This window comes from Bacillota bacterium, from assembly GCA_012518215.1.
In the GTDB taxonomy this organism is placed as follows: Bacteria; Bacillota; Dethiobacteria; order DTU022; family PWGO01; genus JAAYSV01.
The window spans coordinates 20,614-34,048 of sequence record JAAYSV010000024.1 but is presented as its reverse complement, the minus strand read 5'-3'; the positions used below and the strand labels follow the sequence as shown (position 1 = coordinate 34,048).

Genomic DNA, 13,435 nt, shown 5'->3' with positions numbered 1-13,435 from the left:
ACAGTGCAAAATAGGACCGGTGCCTTTTAAATATTTTGGAGTCTTGCTTGAAAATGAAAAAGATGCGCGCATAGAATAGTTGTTTTGTGCAAATTCTTGCCGGACAGGGCCCATGACAAAGGTCAAGTCCATTTTGTGGTTTAAATTCCCCTCTGGACTTTTTTCATTGTCTAAGCCACCTTATCATCTTTTGTCTCGACATTCCCTTTTCCACGGTTTTCTTCTTTCCGCCCTTGGTACTGCTCCATCTTGAAGTACAATCTTCCGGTAGACCGGAGTTCATCTTGTTCCATCAGCAGGGCTCCTAGCAAACTCATAGCCGAATCCGTGTTGGGGAAAATACGGATCACCCTTTCTCGCCGGCGCACTTCTTGATTCAAACGCTCCAAAATGTTGGTGCTGCGCAGCCGCTGCCCGTATGCTTCAGGCAAAGCCATCGTATATGGGGGAGTGAAAAATGATTTTACTTTTGACAAAATATTTGTCCAGGTATATGATATATACAAGGAGGTAGCATTATGAAAGAAATAGAAAGATTACAAGAACACTTGCTTTTAATTCGTAGGGCTGCTGGTTGGACTGCAGAGGAGTTTGGTGAACGAATTGGTGTTACTCGACAAACTATCAATAATCTTGAAGCAAAGAGAAACAAATTGAATAAAACTCAATATATTGCCATAAGAACTGTATTGGATGCTGAAATGGTAGGATTTCCAGAAGATACAGAAATGTTAAAGTGCCTGTTAGATGTGTTTATCGATAACCCTGATAAATATAACAGTGCAGATAGAAAAGCATTACTTGCTAAAGCAAATATGCTTACTCCATCAATTTTAGCAGGTACAACAACACGAAAGGATGTGTCGAAGGAATTTGTGAGTGCTGTAGGAGCACTTGGATTAGCTACGGCGTTAGCAACAATTCCTGTTATTATCCCTGAAATGGCTTTGGTTGGAGGAACAAGTGCATGGTTACAAAAGGCAATAAAAGACAAAAAGTAGAAGAGAAAGAAATATAGATGTCAAAGCATTGGTATTGTGATTAAAGGGAATTGGAAACAGAGTAATGAAGAAAGTTATGCTGGAAATTAAGCAAAAAATATATGATAGCAAAACAAATCAAAATTGTGGGAGGAAATAGTTATGTTCGATAATCAGAATAAGAAAATCTCGTTGATTATTGTATACGATGTGAAGACGAGAGAGTATGCAAATTACCTTATGGCATTAATCGGGCAGAATGATGATAAGGATGGGAAAGTTATTGGTACAAAGGATGGTAGTATTTCGGCAGTCATGTACACTCCTAAGCAATATAAGGATACTTTACCTAAAATAACATCTAACACCAATATCTTATTTATGGGGAATTTTAAGGAAGCTAATGAACAGAGAAAAAATGTCAATATCATGTTTAATAAATATGGTATGAAATATGGCTGGCTTGGTAAAAGAGCAGTTATGTATGTGGAGGATTCTTTGCTTAAGAAGGATGAGTATAAAGACTTTTTAGAGTTTAGCAAGAATTACCAGCAAGAGTTTGAAGATTTGACTGCAAATGCTGTTAATTCTTTAAAATGGACGTTTGCGAATTATCCTTATAAATATAATCCACTTTTAGCTCACCCCAAAGGACTTATTACATCAAGCTCGGTTGCTACAAACATGTTACGTAAGGAGATTAGAGAACAGCAGTATAGATGTTTGACAATGGCCTTGTATCTTGATGGTTTACAGAAATTCTTGGAGGGATAATAGATGGATGCTTTTGCAGAAGGATATACCTTCTCTGAGAAAAACCTAGGAAGCTATACTGGCGCTACAATAGGGGACGCCTATGTAGGTTGGCAGACAGCAACATTCCCATTAAAATCGTATCGGACAGGCTGGGTCACAGCAGCACCAGTTTTACGGCCGATGTCTATATTCATCCCGATGCAGAACACCAAACCGGGGCAGCCGAGGCCAATATATTATCCGGAGAACCGCCGATCACAAAACGTTCCAAAATAACTCAATTACTGAACTACAATCGACGGTAATTGAGTATGGGACTAAAAATCCATGTGATCGTTTCCGAAAAAACGCTGTAAACAGCGATGAACACTGCATTGTTGGTCTGCAACAAAAATGCAAAAACGGGCATAAAACGGTCAAAACGTCAATTATTTGCCAAATTTGCAGAAAATACGCAAACTTTTTGGCAAAAGTTTGGAAAATTTGACCAAAGAAAAAGCTGTTTCGACGGGGCTAAAATATCCCGTAGATGCCGATGAACACTGCATGGTTGACCTCTTGGAAAACCTCAAAATGGCAAAACTTGCGCAACAGTTTGGCAAAAAATACGGAAAAACCAAGCCCAGGGGTGACGGACAATGCATCCGATACTCATTTCCGGGACGTGTGCATAAAAAAATGGAAGTCATGTAAACCCTTGTGCCACAAGCGTTTGCGACCTCCATTTGAAATGGTACGCCTGGGAGGACTTGAACCCCCGACACATGGATTAGGAATCCATTGCTCTATCCCCTGAGCTACAGGCGCATGTATTTTCTATTGATGATATTATAATTGAATTATCGTTGATAATCAAGAAATGCAGCTAGCAGTAACGGCAAAAAATAATGGTCATGTATCCATCGTGGAAGGGGATACCCCTTCCACGATGAGGCAAGATTGAACCCCGATTTTAATTTCCCCTTTTATTTTTCTTTGAGCAATGTCATGATCGGCCTGAAGTCGATGAACTGCGCAGCATCTTCTTTCAGGATGCGGATTGCCTCTTCATTTTTCGGGTTGATGGTCCGGCAAATGTCATGCAAATTTTCCACCGTGGAAAAGGTGTCCTGATGAACAAGAACGACGGGTACACCTTTTTCCTCGGCTCGGAAGATAACTTTCAGATCGGGGTAGAGGCCTCCGGTGAGGATGAGCACGGAAGTGCTGGTTTCCAGGGCCGACAGGGCCATGTCGATGCGGTCCCCGCCGGTGATCACGGCCTTGTTGGGGGAACGTCGCAGGTAGCTCAAAGCACTCTCGGGGGTCATCGTTCCTATGGTGATGTTTTCCACCGGGCGGTTCAGGTCGGATCGTTCGGTCAGCAGTTCACCACCAAGGACATCAAGAAATTCGTTGACGGTGGGGGCGGCAATGGCCCTGCGCCGCGGCATGATCCCGATCACCTCTACATTTTTTCTTTCAACAATATCCCTGTAGATGCCGGAAGTGACATTCCACTGTGCATCCGAGGTGTTGTTGAAAATGCATCCGAGGGCAGGCAGGCCCATTTTTTGTGCATATTCGAGGTATATCAAGGAATTGTCAAACTCGAAATCGTCATCGGCCCTGATTATGTGTAGCATGGAAGCGTTCCAACGCAGGGCCAGGTTGAAGTCATCCATGGCATTGCTGCCTCCCATGAAAGGAGTGATCCCGCCTTCTATGAGGACAACGTCTGTACCATGAGATACTTTACCGAAGCACCTATCCAGATCTTTCAGCAGGGCTTCCTCGCGTTCCAATTTTTCCGAGGAGAGATAGTACTCGGTAATGGTAAGGGGCGATATGGTCTTGCTTGAATGTTTCAGTTGCAATATTTCTTTCATGAACTTGCTGTCATCATCAACCTGTTTGGTTGGCCCCCGGTGTGTGCCAAGTGGTTTGAAATAGGATACACTGTATCCCTCTTCTTTGATCTTCAGGGCAATAGGCAGAGCCAATGCCGTTTTTCCGCTGCCGGCTCTTCCGGAAAGGTAGATTGCGCGCATCTACAATGGCTCCTTTCTGATGGTATTTGCTCCATTGATCCATTCCCATTACGGATGGACCCCGATGTGCTATCCGCGGGCAGGTTTGAACAAGACAAACATGTCCGCCAACATCATCAATCCCAGTGGGGATTGATCGTTATTTTTATATCCAGTGCCGAAACCCCTTTGTTGAACGCCCGCAGGGGGTTGATATCCATCTCCACGATTTCCTCGAAGTCCATGGCCAGGGAAGCTACCCTGGCAATGGTATCCACGACCGCCGCGATGTCTGCCGGTTTGCTGCCCCTGTATCCCCGCAGAAGGGAGTATACCTTGGTTTTACGAATCAGGTTTTCGATCTCGTCCGGATCCTTCAAAACCGCTGCCAGGCTGAAAGCGACGTCTTCCATAAGGTTTACATAGATGCCACCAAGACCAAAGGCAATGAGGGGGCCAAACTGGATGTCCCTGGTCATGCCAATGATGAGTTCTATCCCCTCGCCAACCATCTTCTGGATTTCCACTCCGTAGATGGGTGCATCGGGTAGAAAGTGTTTGACACGTCTCAGCATGTCCCCGTAGGCTTTTCCAACCTCTGTTTTGTTATAAAGGTTCAATTTTACTCCTCCGACATCGGTTTTGTGAATGATATGATGGGAGGCTATTTTCATGGCCACGGGATAACCCAGCCTTTCACTGATGTTGATGGCTTCATCTTTTGTTCGGGCTCTGAGGATGGGGCTGACCGGTATTCCATAGGCGGAAGCAACGCGGGATGTCTCGTCTCCCAGCAGTACCAGTCTCCTGTCTTTCAGAACATCATAGAATATGGCCTTAACTGCATTCTGGTCACCTTCCGGTTTGAACATTTCTTCTTTTTCCCTGTATTCCTGTTTGAATCTCGTGTAAGAGGCCATACCCTTGATTGCTTTTACTGCCGGTTCCGGGAAAGTGTAGACCGGTATGTTGTTGCTGGCTATCTTCTGTTTTGCTTTTTCCAGTGTCTTTCCACCCATGAGGATGGCGAAGAGGGGCTTGTGGGCAAATTTCTTTCTGACTTTGATCACGGCATCAGCGACAGCTTCGGGATCGGTAACCGCGGTGGGGGTCAGCAGCAGGATGGCGCTATCGGTATTCTCGTCGGCGAGGACTTTTTCCAATGCCAATTCATAGCGTTCCACCGTCGCATCACCTAGAATGTCGACGGGGTTGTAGATACTTGCTTCCTTGGGGAGTGCGGATCTGAGAATATCCAGGGTGTTCTTGTCAAAACGAGCCATCCTCAAGCCGGATTTTTCAACACAATCGGCGGTAATGATGCCCGGGCCGCCCGAGTTGGTTACCACGCCGATCCGGTCATTGGCGGGGAGGGGCAACATGGAGAAAGCGGCAGCCAGATCAAAGAGTTCTTCCATTCTCTTGACACGAATGACCCCGCTATGCAAAAAGGAAATATCGTAGGCCTGATCGCTGCCCGCAAGGGCGCCTGTGTGTGAGCTGGCCGCCTTGGCTCCTGATTCACTGGTTCCGGATTTTAGAATAATGACCGGCTTCTCCATGCTGGCTCTGGTCACGACATCGATGAAGTTTTTGCCATCAACGACATCTTCTATATAGCATAGAATAACTTTTGTATTGGGGTCGGCAACCGAACTTTCGATAAAATCGACTTCACTCAGGTTGGCCTTGTTGCCGAGGCTGATGAAACGGGAGAACCCCAGGGTGGTAGAAAAACTCCAGTCGATAATGGAGACGAGCATCGCACCGCTCTGGGAGATGAATGAAATATTTCCGGGCGGGGGGTTCCCTGTAGCAAAGGAGGCATTCAACGGGGTGTGCGTATCTATGAGGCCAACGCAGTTGGGCCCCAGCATGGACATGTTGTATTTTTCGCATATCTGCACCAGTTCCCTCTCCCGTTGAAGTCCCTCCGGTCCTGTTTCTTTGAAACCTGCAGTGATGACGATGAGCCCTTTTACACCTGCTTCGCCGCAATCGCGTGCAATACCGGCTACCAACTTTTCCGGGATACAGAGAATGGCCAGATCGACCGGGCCGTATTCGCCGATTGATTTGTAACATTTTAGCCCCTGTATCTCATTTTCCCCGGGGTTGAGTGGTACTATTGTACCCTTGTAGCCGCTATCAATAATGTTCTTCAAAACAGCATGGCCAATTTTACCGGGGGTGTTTGAAGCGCCGACCACTGCCAATTCTTTGGGGTTGAACATGAAATCCATTTTTGCCATAATTTCATCTGCCCTTTGCTTATTTGTTATTATTTCATTTTTGGGGTGTGATTATTTCAACAATGTCCCCGGGTACGGTTCGTGGATTTGCCTTCTCAATCCATGATAACATACTTTGGGGCAGCGAGGAATACAGAGCGGGGCGGATGGTGTTGTGCAATGGTGGTTGATGCAAGGAAGAGGGCCTGGAGAGAATACGAGGGATGATCCATCGCAGTTTTTGTCATCCCGCAAAATAAATCAACAGAGCCATGGAGATGGCACCCACGGCCAATGTGATGAAGGGGCTTTTTGTTTTCAACCCTGCTGCCAGCGTGGGGATAAAGGCCCAGATGTAAAGATTGCCCGTGCCAAGATCGATTTTGCCCCGGGGTGCCAGGATGCTTACGGAAGTGAGGGCGCCAAGAACAGCGGGCGCAACAAATGAAAGCCATTTTTCGAGCCATGGCGGCATTTTAAATCGTGAAAAGAGAGCCACCGGGATGATCCGCGGCGCCATGCTGACGGCCGAAACGCCAAAAATAAGAAACCATACATAAAGGTTATTCATGGCTCAAGACTACCCCCAGGGTCGCGCCGATAAATGTTGCGGCAACGATATTGAAATTGTTGGACATGGCAGAGGGTACAAAGTGCCCCACCAGCAAAGCAATCAGAGCCGCTGCAAGGGCAGTGTACAGATCTGATTTTTTTTTGATCATCAGGATCAGCAAAGATATATACATTGCCGGAAGAATAAAATTCATTCCCAGCTTGCTGATATCAACGACGAGAGTGCCAGCCAGCGCACCGATCAGGGTACTCAATATCCAGGATAGATGGGCGGCAAAAACGAGTGCGGCCAGATAAGATGTTGTGGCCGGGTGTGTCCGGTAACGGTTCATCGAAACGGCATAAACCTCATCTGTCAGACCGTAAGAGAGGATGGTGGCCGTTGCCGGAGGGATCCTGTTTTTCAAGCAGGGCACTGTCGATGCGGCAAAAAGTGTATAACGCAGATTGACAAGGATATTGGTCAGGATGATAGCGACAATTGAACCACCGGCCTTGAACATTCCGATGGCAATGAATTGGCCGGCACCGGTGAGGCAGAGAGCTGACATCGAGACTGCCTGGAAAACTGAAAGCCCTGCATCGCCGGCCATGATGCCGAAGGCAAAGCCCAAGGGGAGATATCCCAGAACAATCGGAAATGCGTCTTTCAACCCCTGTTGTAGTTCTTTCTTGAACATATCTGCAAAGGACTCTTTTACTATTCTTTGAAATACACCAGAATCTTGCCGGGAAGTGGCTGTTTCCGGTCCTAGCATAGTTCTGCAGCAAGTTTGTAGAATCCTCCTTTGATCCCGAATCTTGCCGGGGATGGGACAGGGAACCCCGCCCTGTCAGTCCTGCACTCTTTTATAGCGGGGTGTTGGCCGCGGCCCCCGGACGGAGGCAGAGGTTTCACAAATAAACAAATGGTTTGAATTTGTGTGGGTATTCCAATTTTTTGGAGAGAGGTTGATATGGCCGAGTTTGTTAATATTGTTGCTTTAATACCATTTTGCGGTTAAAATATATGTTGTCTTTGAAAGAAGTTGCAAAGGGAGGGCTTTACAATAGCTAAGACCACATTATCCAGAAAACAATTGAAGAGACAGCGCAAAAAAAGGAGAAGAGCAAAAAAAAGAAAAAGATTGAAAGGCCGGACCTGATTTTGGATATTACCATCAATTTGATAGAGGGGTTCTGTCCATGTGCCCCTTGCGGGGTGTATCGTCCATGAGAGTTCAACCTTTTGTCAAAAGTATTTTATACAAATGCCGTCATATATTGCAAAAGTAGGTCCTTTTCAAAAGCAATCGTAACCGGGGTCGAGATATTTTACTCGATATATGAACCGGGAACCTGCTGTTTGAAGCAAATGTATCGGGTTATACTTTGTACATTATATTTTGGAAAGATTGCCGGGCACCGTTCTTTCTGCATTGATTCCTGGTTGCAGGGAGAAAGCCCTTATTTTTTGGCCGCAATTCATTTCGCGAAATGCCGTTGTGGTATACTAGGCAATACTCTTGTATGGAGAACATCTGTTTGAAAGGATGATTATCTGTATGAAAGCGATGATTCTGGCAGCGGGGCTGGGAACCCGCCTACGGCCGTTGACCAATCTGGTATCAAAGCCCATGGTGCAGCTTGCCGGCAGGCCTTGCCTCGAGCATACGATCAGGTTGCTGAGAAGATATGGCATTACCGACATAATTATCAATCTCCACTACATGCCCAAACCGATACGCCAGCATTTTGCCGGGGGGGAGCCTTTCGGGGTCAATATTACCTATTCATACGAGGAGGAGCTTCTGGGTACTGCAGGCGGAGTCAAGAATGTTGAAAGTTATTTCGGGGAAGATTCCTTCCTGGTAGTCAGCGGGGATGCTCTTACCGATATCAATCTTGATTTGTTTCACGAATATCATCGATCTCATGGGGGAATAGCTACCCTTGCACTGAAAAAAGTGCCGGACCCCACATACTACGGGGTGGTTACGAGGGACAGCGAAGGTTATATTACACAATTTCAGGAGAAACCGACGTTGAAAGAGGCGATCAGCACCCTGGCCAACACGGGGATATACCTCTTCGAAAACGAGATATTTTCATACATACCTGAAGATCAATTTTTTGATTTTGGTGTCAATGTTTTTCCCGAGCTTCTGGGAAAAGGCGAAAAGATCGCCGGTTACGCGATGAGGAATTACTGGTGTGATATAGGTACTCTGGAAGTTTACCGGGAAGCTCATTATGATATGTTGACCGGGTTGGTGGAGGTCGATATACCGGGCAAGCGCTTTGAATCGAATATATGGATTGGCGAAAGGCCGGTTATCCATCCCGAAACGGTGATTGTTGGCCCTGTTGTTATTGGAGATGACTGTTTTATCGGCAAGGGGGCCCAGATATACGGACCGGTAACTCTTGGCAAGAAGACCACGATCAACGAGGATGTGATCATCAAAAGAGGCATCTTCTGGGAAAATGTGAGTGTTGGCCATGGGAGCCAGCTCATGGATTGCATTGTGGGAGAGGGGTGTGAGTTGAAGCCCGACCTGTTCCTGGAGAAAAAGATCATCGACAACGATCAGTTCGAATTTCTAGTGGATAATGAAAGGAACAACAAGGCCAGGCCTTGAACGGGAACCGACGGGTCCGGGTTTTCTCCGATATGGTTGTTGCAGATGTGATCGAATCTTTGAAGAGAAGAAGAATTGATGTTTGTTTTACGGAAAACAAACAGGGGGCGCGGGAAGAGATCCTCAGAGCCATTCCCGATGGTGAGACCGTGGGTGTAGGAGGGTCCGTGAGCATACAGGAGATCGGTCTCATCGATGGGTTGCGGCACAAAAGATGCGATGTCCTCTGGCACTGGAACTGCCCGGCGGAAGAGGCCGAAATTGTAAGAAGAAGGGCATCACGGGCCAGATTTTTTCTCACGGGAACGAACGCATTGACCGAAGATGGGCGGCTGGTCAATATTGATGGTATCGGGAATCGGGTCTCGGCCATGGCCTTTGGCCCGGAAACGGTGTTTGTTGTGGCCGGAATCAACAAGATCGTCCCCGATCTTGATTCTGCACTTGACAGGATAAAAAATGTAGTTTCTCCGTTGAATGCCCGCAGGTTGAATCTGGACCTTCCCTGTGCCCGCCTGGGGAGATGCACCGATTGCAACCATGATCTGCGTATTTGCAACGTGGTGACCATCATTGAAGGGAAACCCCTGCATACGAATTTGAAGGTAGTGTTGGTCGGGGAAGAGCTGGGGTTCTGATCCCGGCCAGACGGGAGCCTTTCTGTTTTTTTCTTGAAGGCAGAGGCAGGCGGGGAGAAAATCATAATTTATTTGCTCTTTCTTGTCGATAAAAAGGGGCGGTTTGAATGTTAAACGAAAGCAAAGACGATATTCACGGAAAAGCAATACTGGATATTCTACCGGATCCGTTGATTTTGACCGACAGTAAAGGTTGTATTGAATGGCTCAACCGGAAAGCCGAGAAAGTCTTTCATCTTTCACGGACCGAGGTTCAGGGAACAAAATTCAACGAGGCTATCAAAATTTACAAGATAGCGAATCTTGTTGAAGAAGTTTTGATAAGCGGGGAACCTTCCGGAAGCTCGTACGAGACGGCTACAATAAGGTTGGAGGACCGCAACATCGAATATTTCTTCAAAATAAGCGTGAATCCGGTCTTTGAAAATGGGAAACTGTCCGGTGCTCTGGTTCTGCTGTCCGATGTGTCCAGGTTTGGCGAGCTGGAAAAAATCAAAGCCAATTTTGTGAGTATCGTGTCGCATGAATTCAGGACGCCGCTTGCTTCAATTGCCATCGGGGTAGGCATGTTGAAGGAAGGCCTGCTGGGGGAATTGAACGAAAAGGGCCGGCAGATCGTCGGGGCTATCGAGGAAGATTGTGACAGGCTCGACAACCTTGTCAACAACCTGCTGGAACTTTCCAGGATGGAGTCCGGCCGTATCAACATAGAGAAGGAAGCGGTGGACCCGAGGGAACTGGTGGAGGAGGCGATACGTCTGCTGGCTTTACAGGCGGAAGCAAAAAAAATCACCATTACAGCCGACCTGCCTTCGCAGTTGCCCCCTGTCGAGGCGGACTTCAACAAAATAATATGGCTGTTGACAAACTTGATCGGGAATGCTCTCCGTTACACACCGGAAGGGGGTAATATAAAGATAAAAGCCAAAAAACCATCGGGCAACCGTATGTTTATTTCAGTTATAGATACCGGGTGCGGAATACCGAGGCTTTACCAAAAAAAGATTTTCAAGAAATTCGTTCAGGTGAAAAACGGCGAGGCTCCTGCCGGGGGATCGGGGCTCGGGCTTGCTATCTGCCAGGAGGTCGTGGAAGCTCATGGCGGGCGTATCTGGGTGGAAAGCGTTGAAGGACAGGGAAGTACCTTTACTTTTTCATTGCCTTTGAGCGCGAAGGAAAAACTGTAACCAAATTTACTGGAGGTATTGATATGGGTGAAATCCTGTTGGTGGAAGATGAGAAAAATATCATACTGGGTGTTCGTACCTGTCTGGAGGCAGTGGGGTACGATGTGCACGTGGTTGAAGATGGCGAGGAGGCCCTGGATTATGTTAACGAGCGGAAGCCTGATCTGATCTTGCTTGATTTGATGCTTCCCAAGGTGGATGGTTTTGAAGTGTGCCGCACCTTGAAAAGCAATGAAGAAACAAAAGATATTCCGATTATCGTTCTTACGGCCAGAACGGGCATGGAGGACCGTCAAAGGGTGGCGGAATTGGGGGCGGAGTCGTACATGACCAAGCCGTTCCGTCCACAGGAGCTATGGGATAAAATAAAGCATTATCTACCCGACAAGGGGGAGGGGGAGTAGCCTTCCTCTCCGGGTAAAAACTGTTTACAGTCGCGACGGCGGTGTTGTCTTCCGTTGATTCCAGTCAATACGATCAAGCGGCTTGATACGATATTTATCGTTCGCCGGTTTTCCGTTTATCGTTATTTCTTCGGTTGGCGTGGGTATTCCTGCATCCATGCGGTTTTTCAGATCGGCCAGCGTGCCAAAGCCTTCAATCTCGATCACATCACCATCTGCCAACTCCCGGTGTTTGTCCGCGAGTTCTCCATTGACCGTCACGTGGGGTCTGATTTTAATTTTATTTTGTTTGACAAAAACATAATAGTGATCGTGATTGATGACATCTTGCATGGTGATGACAGCTTCCTCTCCGGGGGTAGCCGGCTCCACCATGATTTCATCGTTGGACTGAACGATGGCGTCCAGGCTTGCCGGTTCGCCATTCAATCTGATGATGGCATTTTTGCCGGGTTTGCCCGGATAGATCTTCTCCCGGCCGCCGACGAGTATTGTTTTCGATGCACCGCGCAGGGCGATCAGGGAACGGGGGCTGTAACCGGCGACAATCAATACCCTGCCGATGGAGGTTGCCTCTGTTTCCAGCAGGCGGACAACTTTGCCGTTCACGGTCACATACGAGAAACCAAAATATTTTTTTCCCCGGGACGAGAGGGCTATGCCCATCGGGGTAATACATTCCGGCCCTTTCAATTTTTCACCGCTGTAAACAATATTTTTCAGGGATCCAAAATCCCGGATGGCAACTCTTTCCCGGGGCAAACCAAATTTTTCGGCAAATTTTTCACGCAGCATGGGTGTTTTACTGCCCCCGCCGATACAGAAGAGGGCACTCGGTTCCTTTTTGTTGTATTTCAAAACGGCCCTGTATATCTGTTCGGTAATTTCATCCACGACCGGTTCTATTACCTGAACAATTTCTTCATGGGTGGCCCGGATGGTGTTGCCGATTATATCCCTGAAGGAATACTGTTCTTTGGGGGAGGATGCCTGAAGTTTCAGTTTTTCAGCGCTTTGAAAGTCGAGCAGGTAATGCGCGGACAATTTTTCGGTAATTTCATCACCGGCCATGGGTACCATGGCGTAAGCTATTATAGAACCATCGTTTGTGATGGCGATGTCGGATGTGCCGGCCCCGATGTCCAGCAGGGCGATATTCAGAAGGCGGTATTCGGGGGGGATAAGGGCATGCATGGCGGCAATGGGTTCCAGGGTAAGGCTGTGCAAGGAGAGCCCGATCATTTCGATAACCGTGAGCAGGCTGTCGACGACCGCATTGGGAAGAAAAGTGGCCAGGACATCCGTTTCCATCTTTTGACCTTTTTGCGAAACGAGGTTCGAGATCGGGTAGCCGTCAAGAAGGTACTGAACGGTGGTGTATCCAACGCAGTAATGGGGCGATTCAACGCTGTTGTTGGAAAGATCATCCTGCGCTTTTTTGACTGCTTCCAGCTCCAGGCTCAGTATTTCTTCCGGAAGGATACGGTGCTCCGGGGGCAGGATTTTTCCGGCCTTTTTCTGCAATGTGGTCAAGGTTCTTCCGGCGACAGAAACTGAAACCCGGTTCAATTCCACCTGCAGTTTCTTTTCCAGCCGTTCTTTGACCTGTTTGGCGGTTTCGGCTACCCCCGCAATGTTGTGTATCTGGCCATCGAGCATGTCTCTTTCGGGATGTTCCTGAAGCTCGATGCCCAGTATGCGCAGGTTGTCTTCCTCGGGATAGCAGACCAGCCCTACCACGGTACGGGTTCCGATGTCCAGCGCAAAAATGATATGGTCGGGGTTGATGACGTAAGGTTTCTCCGGCATATGTTCTCCTCGGTTGCTTGTAATATTATCCTGGCTTAATATTTCGTTATATTTTGCTGAATATCCTTTTTATATTAAACATTCGAGGTCAATTCAATCGGTGACCCTTCATGGCTGCTGCGAATACCCCAAACCTTGCCAACATGGGGTTGGTGGTCATCGGGTCGATGATTTTAATGGGAAACATCGGTTCTTGACATGAACGATAGCTGTTGTGCATATGATGA

The 13,435-nt window shown here is 47.4% G+C and carries 14 protein-coding genes and 1 tRNA gene; 8 read left to right on the top strand and 7 right to left on the bottom strand.

Annotated elements, in window-relative coordinates:
• Positions 1 to 170 precede the first annotated feature (170 nt).
• Positions 171 to 476: a hypothetical protein gene (locus GX364_04350; protein NLI70077.1), complete on the bottom strand. Its 306-nt coding sequence runs from the start codon at positions 474 to 476 to the stop codon at positions 171 to 173.
• Positions 477 to 518: 42 nt separating this feature from the next.
• On the opposite strand from GX364_04350, the gene GX364_04345 reads away from it, so the two are divergent.
• The 4 genes from GX364_04345 (at position 519) to GX364_04330 (ending at position 2,429) form a co-directional block, all read left to right on the top strand.
• Complete coding sequence (locus GX364_04345) at positions 519 to 1,001, top strand: helix-turn-helix transcriptional regulator (protein ID NLI70076.1); 483 nt, start codon at positions 519 to 521, stop codon at positions 999 to 1,001.
• Between the two features lie 141 nt (positions 1,002 to 1,142).
• Positions 1,143 to 1,754, top strand: coding sequence for a hypothetical protein (locus tag GX364_04340; GenBank protein NLI70075.1), 612 nt, complete (start codon positions 1,143 to 1,145; stop codon positions 1,752 to 1,754).
• 3 nt (positions 1,755 to 1,757) lie between these two features.
• Positions 1,758 to 2,012 carry a hypothetical protein gene (locus GX364_04335; GenBank protein NLI70074.1) on the top strand — a complete coding sequence of 85 codons (255 nt, stop codon included), beginning with the start codon at positions 1,758 to 1,760 and terminating at the stop codon, positions 2,010 to 2,012.
• 207 nt (positions 2,013 to 2,219) lie between these two features.
• Positions 2,220 to 2,429: a hypothetical protein gene (locus GX364_04330; protein ID NLI70073.1), complete on the top strand. Its 210-nt coding sequence runs from the start codon at positions 2,220 to 2,222 to the stop codon at positions 2,427 to 2,429.
• A gap of 38 nt (positions 2,430 to 2,467) precedes the next feature.
• Here GX364_04330 and GX364_04325 read toward each other — a convergent pair.
• The 5 genes from GX364_04325 to GX364_04305 form a co-directional block, all read right to left on the bottom strand.
• Positions 2,468 to 2,543: transfer RNA gene (locus tag GX364_04325), tRNA-Arg, on the bottom strand.
• Positions 2,544 to 2,701: 158 nt separating this feature from the next.
• A complete protein-coding gene (locus tag GX364_04320; GenBank protein NLI70072.1) occupies positions 2,702 to 3,766 on the bottom strand; it encodes a phosphotransacetylase family protein in 1,065 nt (354 codons plus the stop codon).
• A 116-nt stretch (positions 3,767 to 3,882) separates the two neighbouring features.
• Positions 3,883 to 5,997, bottom strand: a complete 2,115-nt coding sequence (locus GX364_04315) for a CoA-binding protein (GenBank protein NLI70071.1) — start codon at positions 5,995 to 5,997, stop codon at positions 3,883 to 3,885.
• A gap of 223 nt (positions 5,998 to 6,220) precedes the next feature.
• The gene (locus GX364_04310; GenBank protein ID NLI70070.1) at positions 6,221 to 6,547 is read right to left on the bottom strand and encodes an AzlD domain-containing protein; all 327 of its coding nucleotides are present in this window, start codon (positions 6,545 to 6,547) and stop codon (positions 6,221 to 6,223) included.
• Positions 6,540 to 7,229 carry an AzlC family ABC transporter permease gene (locus GX364_04305; GenBank protein ID NLI70069.1) on the bottom strand — a complete coding sequence of 230 codons (690 nt, stop codon included), beginning with the start codon at positions 7,227 to 7,229 and terminating at the stop codon, positions 6,540 to 6,542. The genes GX364_04310 and GX364_04305 overlap by 8 nt, the downstream gene beginning before the upstream one ends.
• 864 nt (positions 7,230 to 8,093) lie before the next feature.
• Between GX364_04305 and GX364_04300 the strand changes: the two genes are divergently transcribed.
• From GX364_04300 to GX364_04285, 4 genes are all read left to right on the top strand, one after another.
• Positions 8,094 to 9,170 (top strand): NDP-sugar synthase, encoded by a 1,077-nt coding sequence (locus tag GX364_04300; GenBank protein ID NLI70068.1) that lies wholly within the window; start codon positions 8,094 to 8,096, stop codon positions 9,168 to 9,170.
• Positions 9,171 to 9,202: 32 nt separating this feature from the next.
• On the top strand, positions 9,203 to 9,808 hold the full coding sequence (locus GX364_04295) for an LUD domain-containing protein (GenBank protein NLI70067.1): 606 nt from the start codon (positions 9,203 to 9,205) through the stop codon (positions 9,806 to 9,808).
• A 107-nt stretch (positions 9,809 to 9,915) separates the two neighbouring features.
• Positions 9,916 to 10,995, top strand: a complete 1,080-nt coding sequence (locus GX364_04290) for a cell wall metabolism sensor histidine kinase WalK (GenBank protein ID NLI70066.1) — start codon at positions 9,916 to 9,918, stop codon at positions 10,993 to 10,995.
• Between the two features lie 23 nt (positions 10,996 to 11,018).
• Positions 11,019 to 11,399, top strand: a complete 381-nt coding sequence (locus GX364_04285; GenBank protein ID NLI70065.1) for a response regulator — start codon at positions 11,019 to 11,021, stop codon at positions 11,397 to 11,399.
• A gap of 24 nt (positions 11,400 to 11,423) precedes the next feature.
• On the opposite strand, the gene GX364_04280 is transcribed toward GX364_04285, so the two are convergent.
• Positions 11,424 to 13,208 (bottom strand): cell division protein FtsA, encoded by a 1,785-nt coding sequence (locus tag GX364_04280; protein NLI70064.1) that lies wholly within the window; start codon positions 13,206 to 13,208, stop codon positions 11,424 to 11,426.
• Between the last annotated feature and the right edge of the window lie 227 nt (positions 13,209 to 13,435).

Excerpts from the sequence above, each read along its gene's own strand:
- GX364_04345 (NLI70076.1), top strand. The coding sequence starts at position 519 with ATGAAAGAAATAGAAAGATTACAAGAACACTTGCTTTTAATTCGTAGG.
- GX364_04340 (NLI70075.1), top strand. The coding sequence starts at position 1,143 with ATGTTCGATAATCAGAATAAGAAAATCTCGTTGATTATTGTATACGAT.
- GX364_04335 (NLI70074.1), top strand. The coding sequence starts at position 1,758 with ATGGATGCTTTTGCAGAAGGATATACCTTCTCTGAGAAAAACCTAGGA.
- GX364_04320 (NLI70072.1), bottom strand. The coding sequence starts at position 3,766 with ATGCGCGCAATCTACCTTTCCGGAAGAGCCGGCAGCGGAAAAACGGCA.
- GX364_04315 (NLI70071.1), bottom strand. The coding sequence starts at position 5,997 with ATGGCAAAAATGGATTTCATGTTCAACCCCAAAGAATTGGCAGTGGTC.
- GX364_04310 (NLI70070.1), bottom strand. The coding sequence starts at position 6,547 with ATGAATAACCTTTATGTATGGTTTCTTATTTTTGGCGTTTCGGCCGTC.
- GX364_04305 (NLI70069.1), bottom strand. The coding sequence starts at position 7,229 with ATGTTCAAGAAAGAACTACAACAGGGGTTGAAAGACGCATTTCCGATT.
- GX364_04300 (NLI70068.1), top strand. The coding sequence starts at position 8,094 with ATGAAAGCGATGATTCTGGCAGCGGGGCTGGGAACCCGCCTACGGCCG.
- GX364_04295 (NLI70067.1), top strand. The coding sequence starts at position 9,203 with ATGGTTGTTGCAGATGTGATCGAATCTTTGAAGAGAAGAAGAATTGAT.
- GX364_04290 (NLI70066.1), top strand. The coding sequence starts at position 9,916 with ATGTTAAACGAAAGCAAAGACGATATTCACGGAAAAGCAATACTGGAT.
- GX364_04285 (NLI70065.1), top strand. The coding sequence starts at position 11,019 with ATGGGTGAAATCCTGTTGGTGGAAGATGAGAAAAATATCATACTGGGT.
- GX364_04280 (NLI70064.1), bottom strand. The coding sequence starts at position 13,208 with ATGCCGGAGAAACCTTACGTCATCAACCCCGACCATATCATTTTTGCG.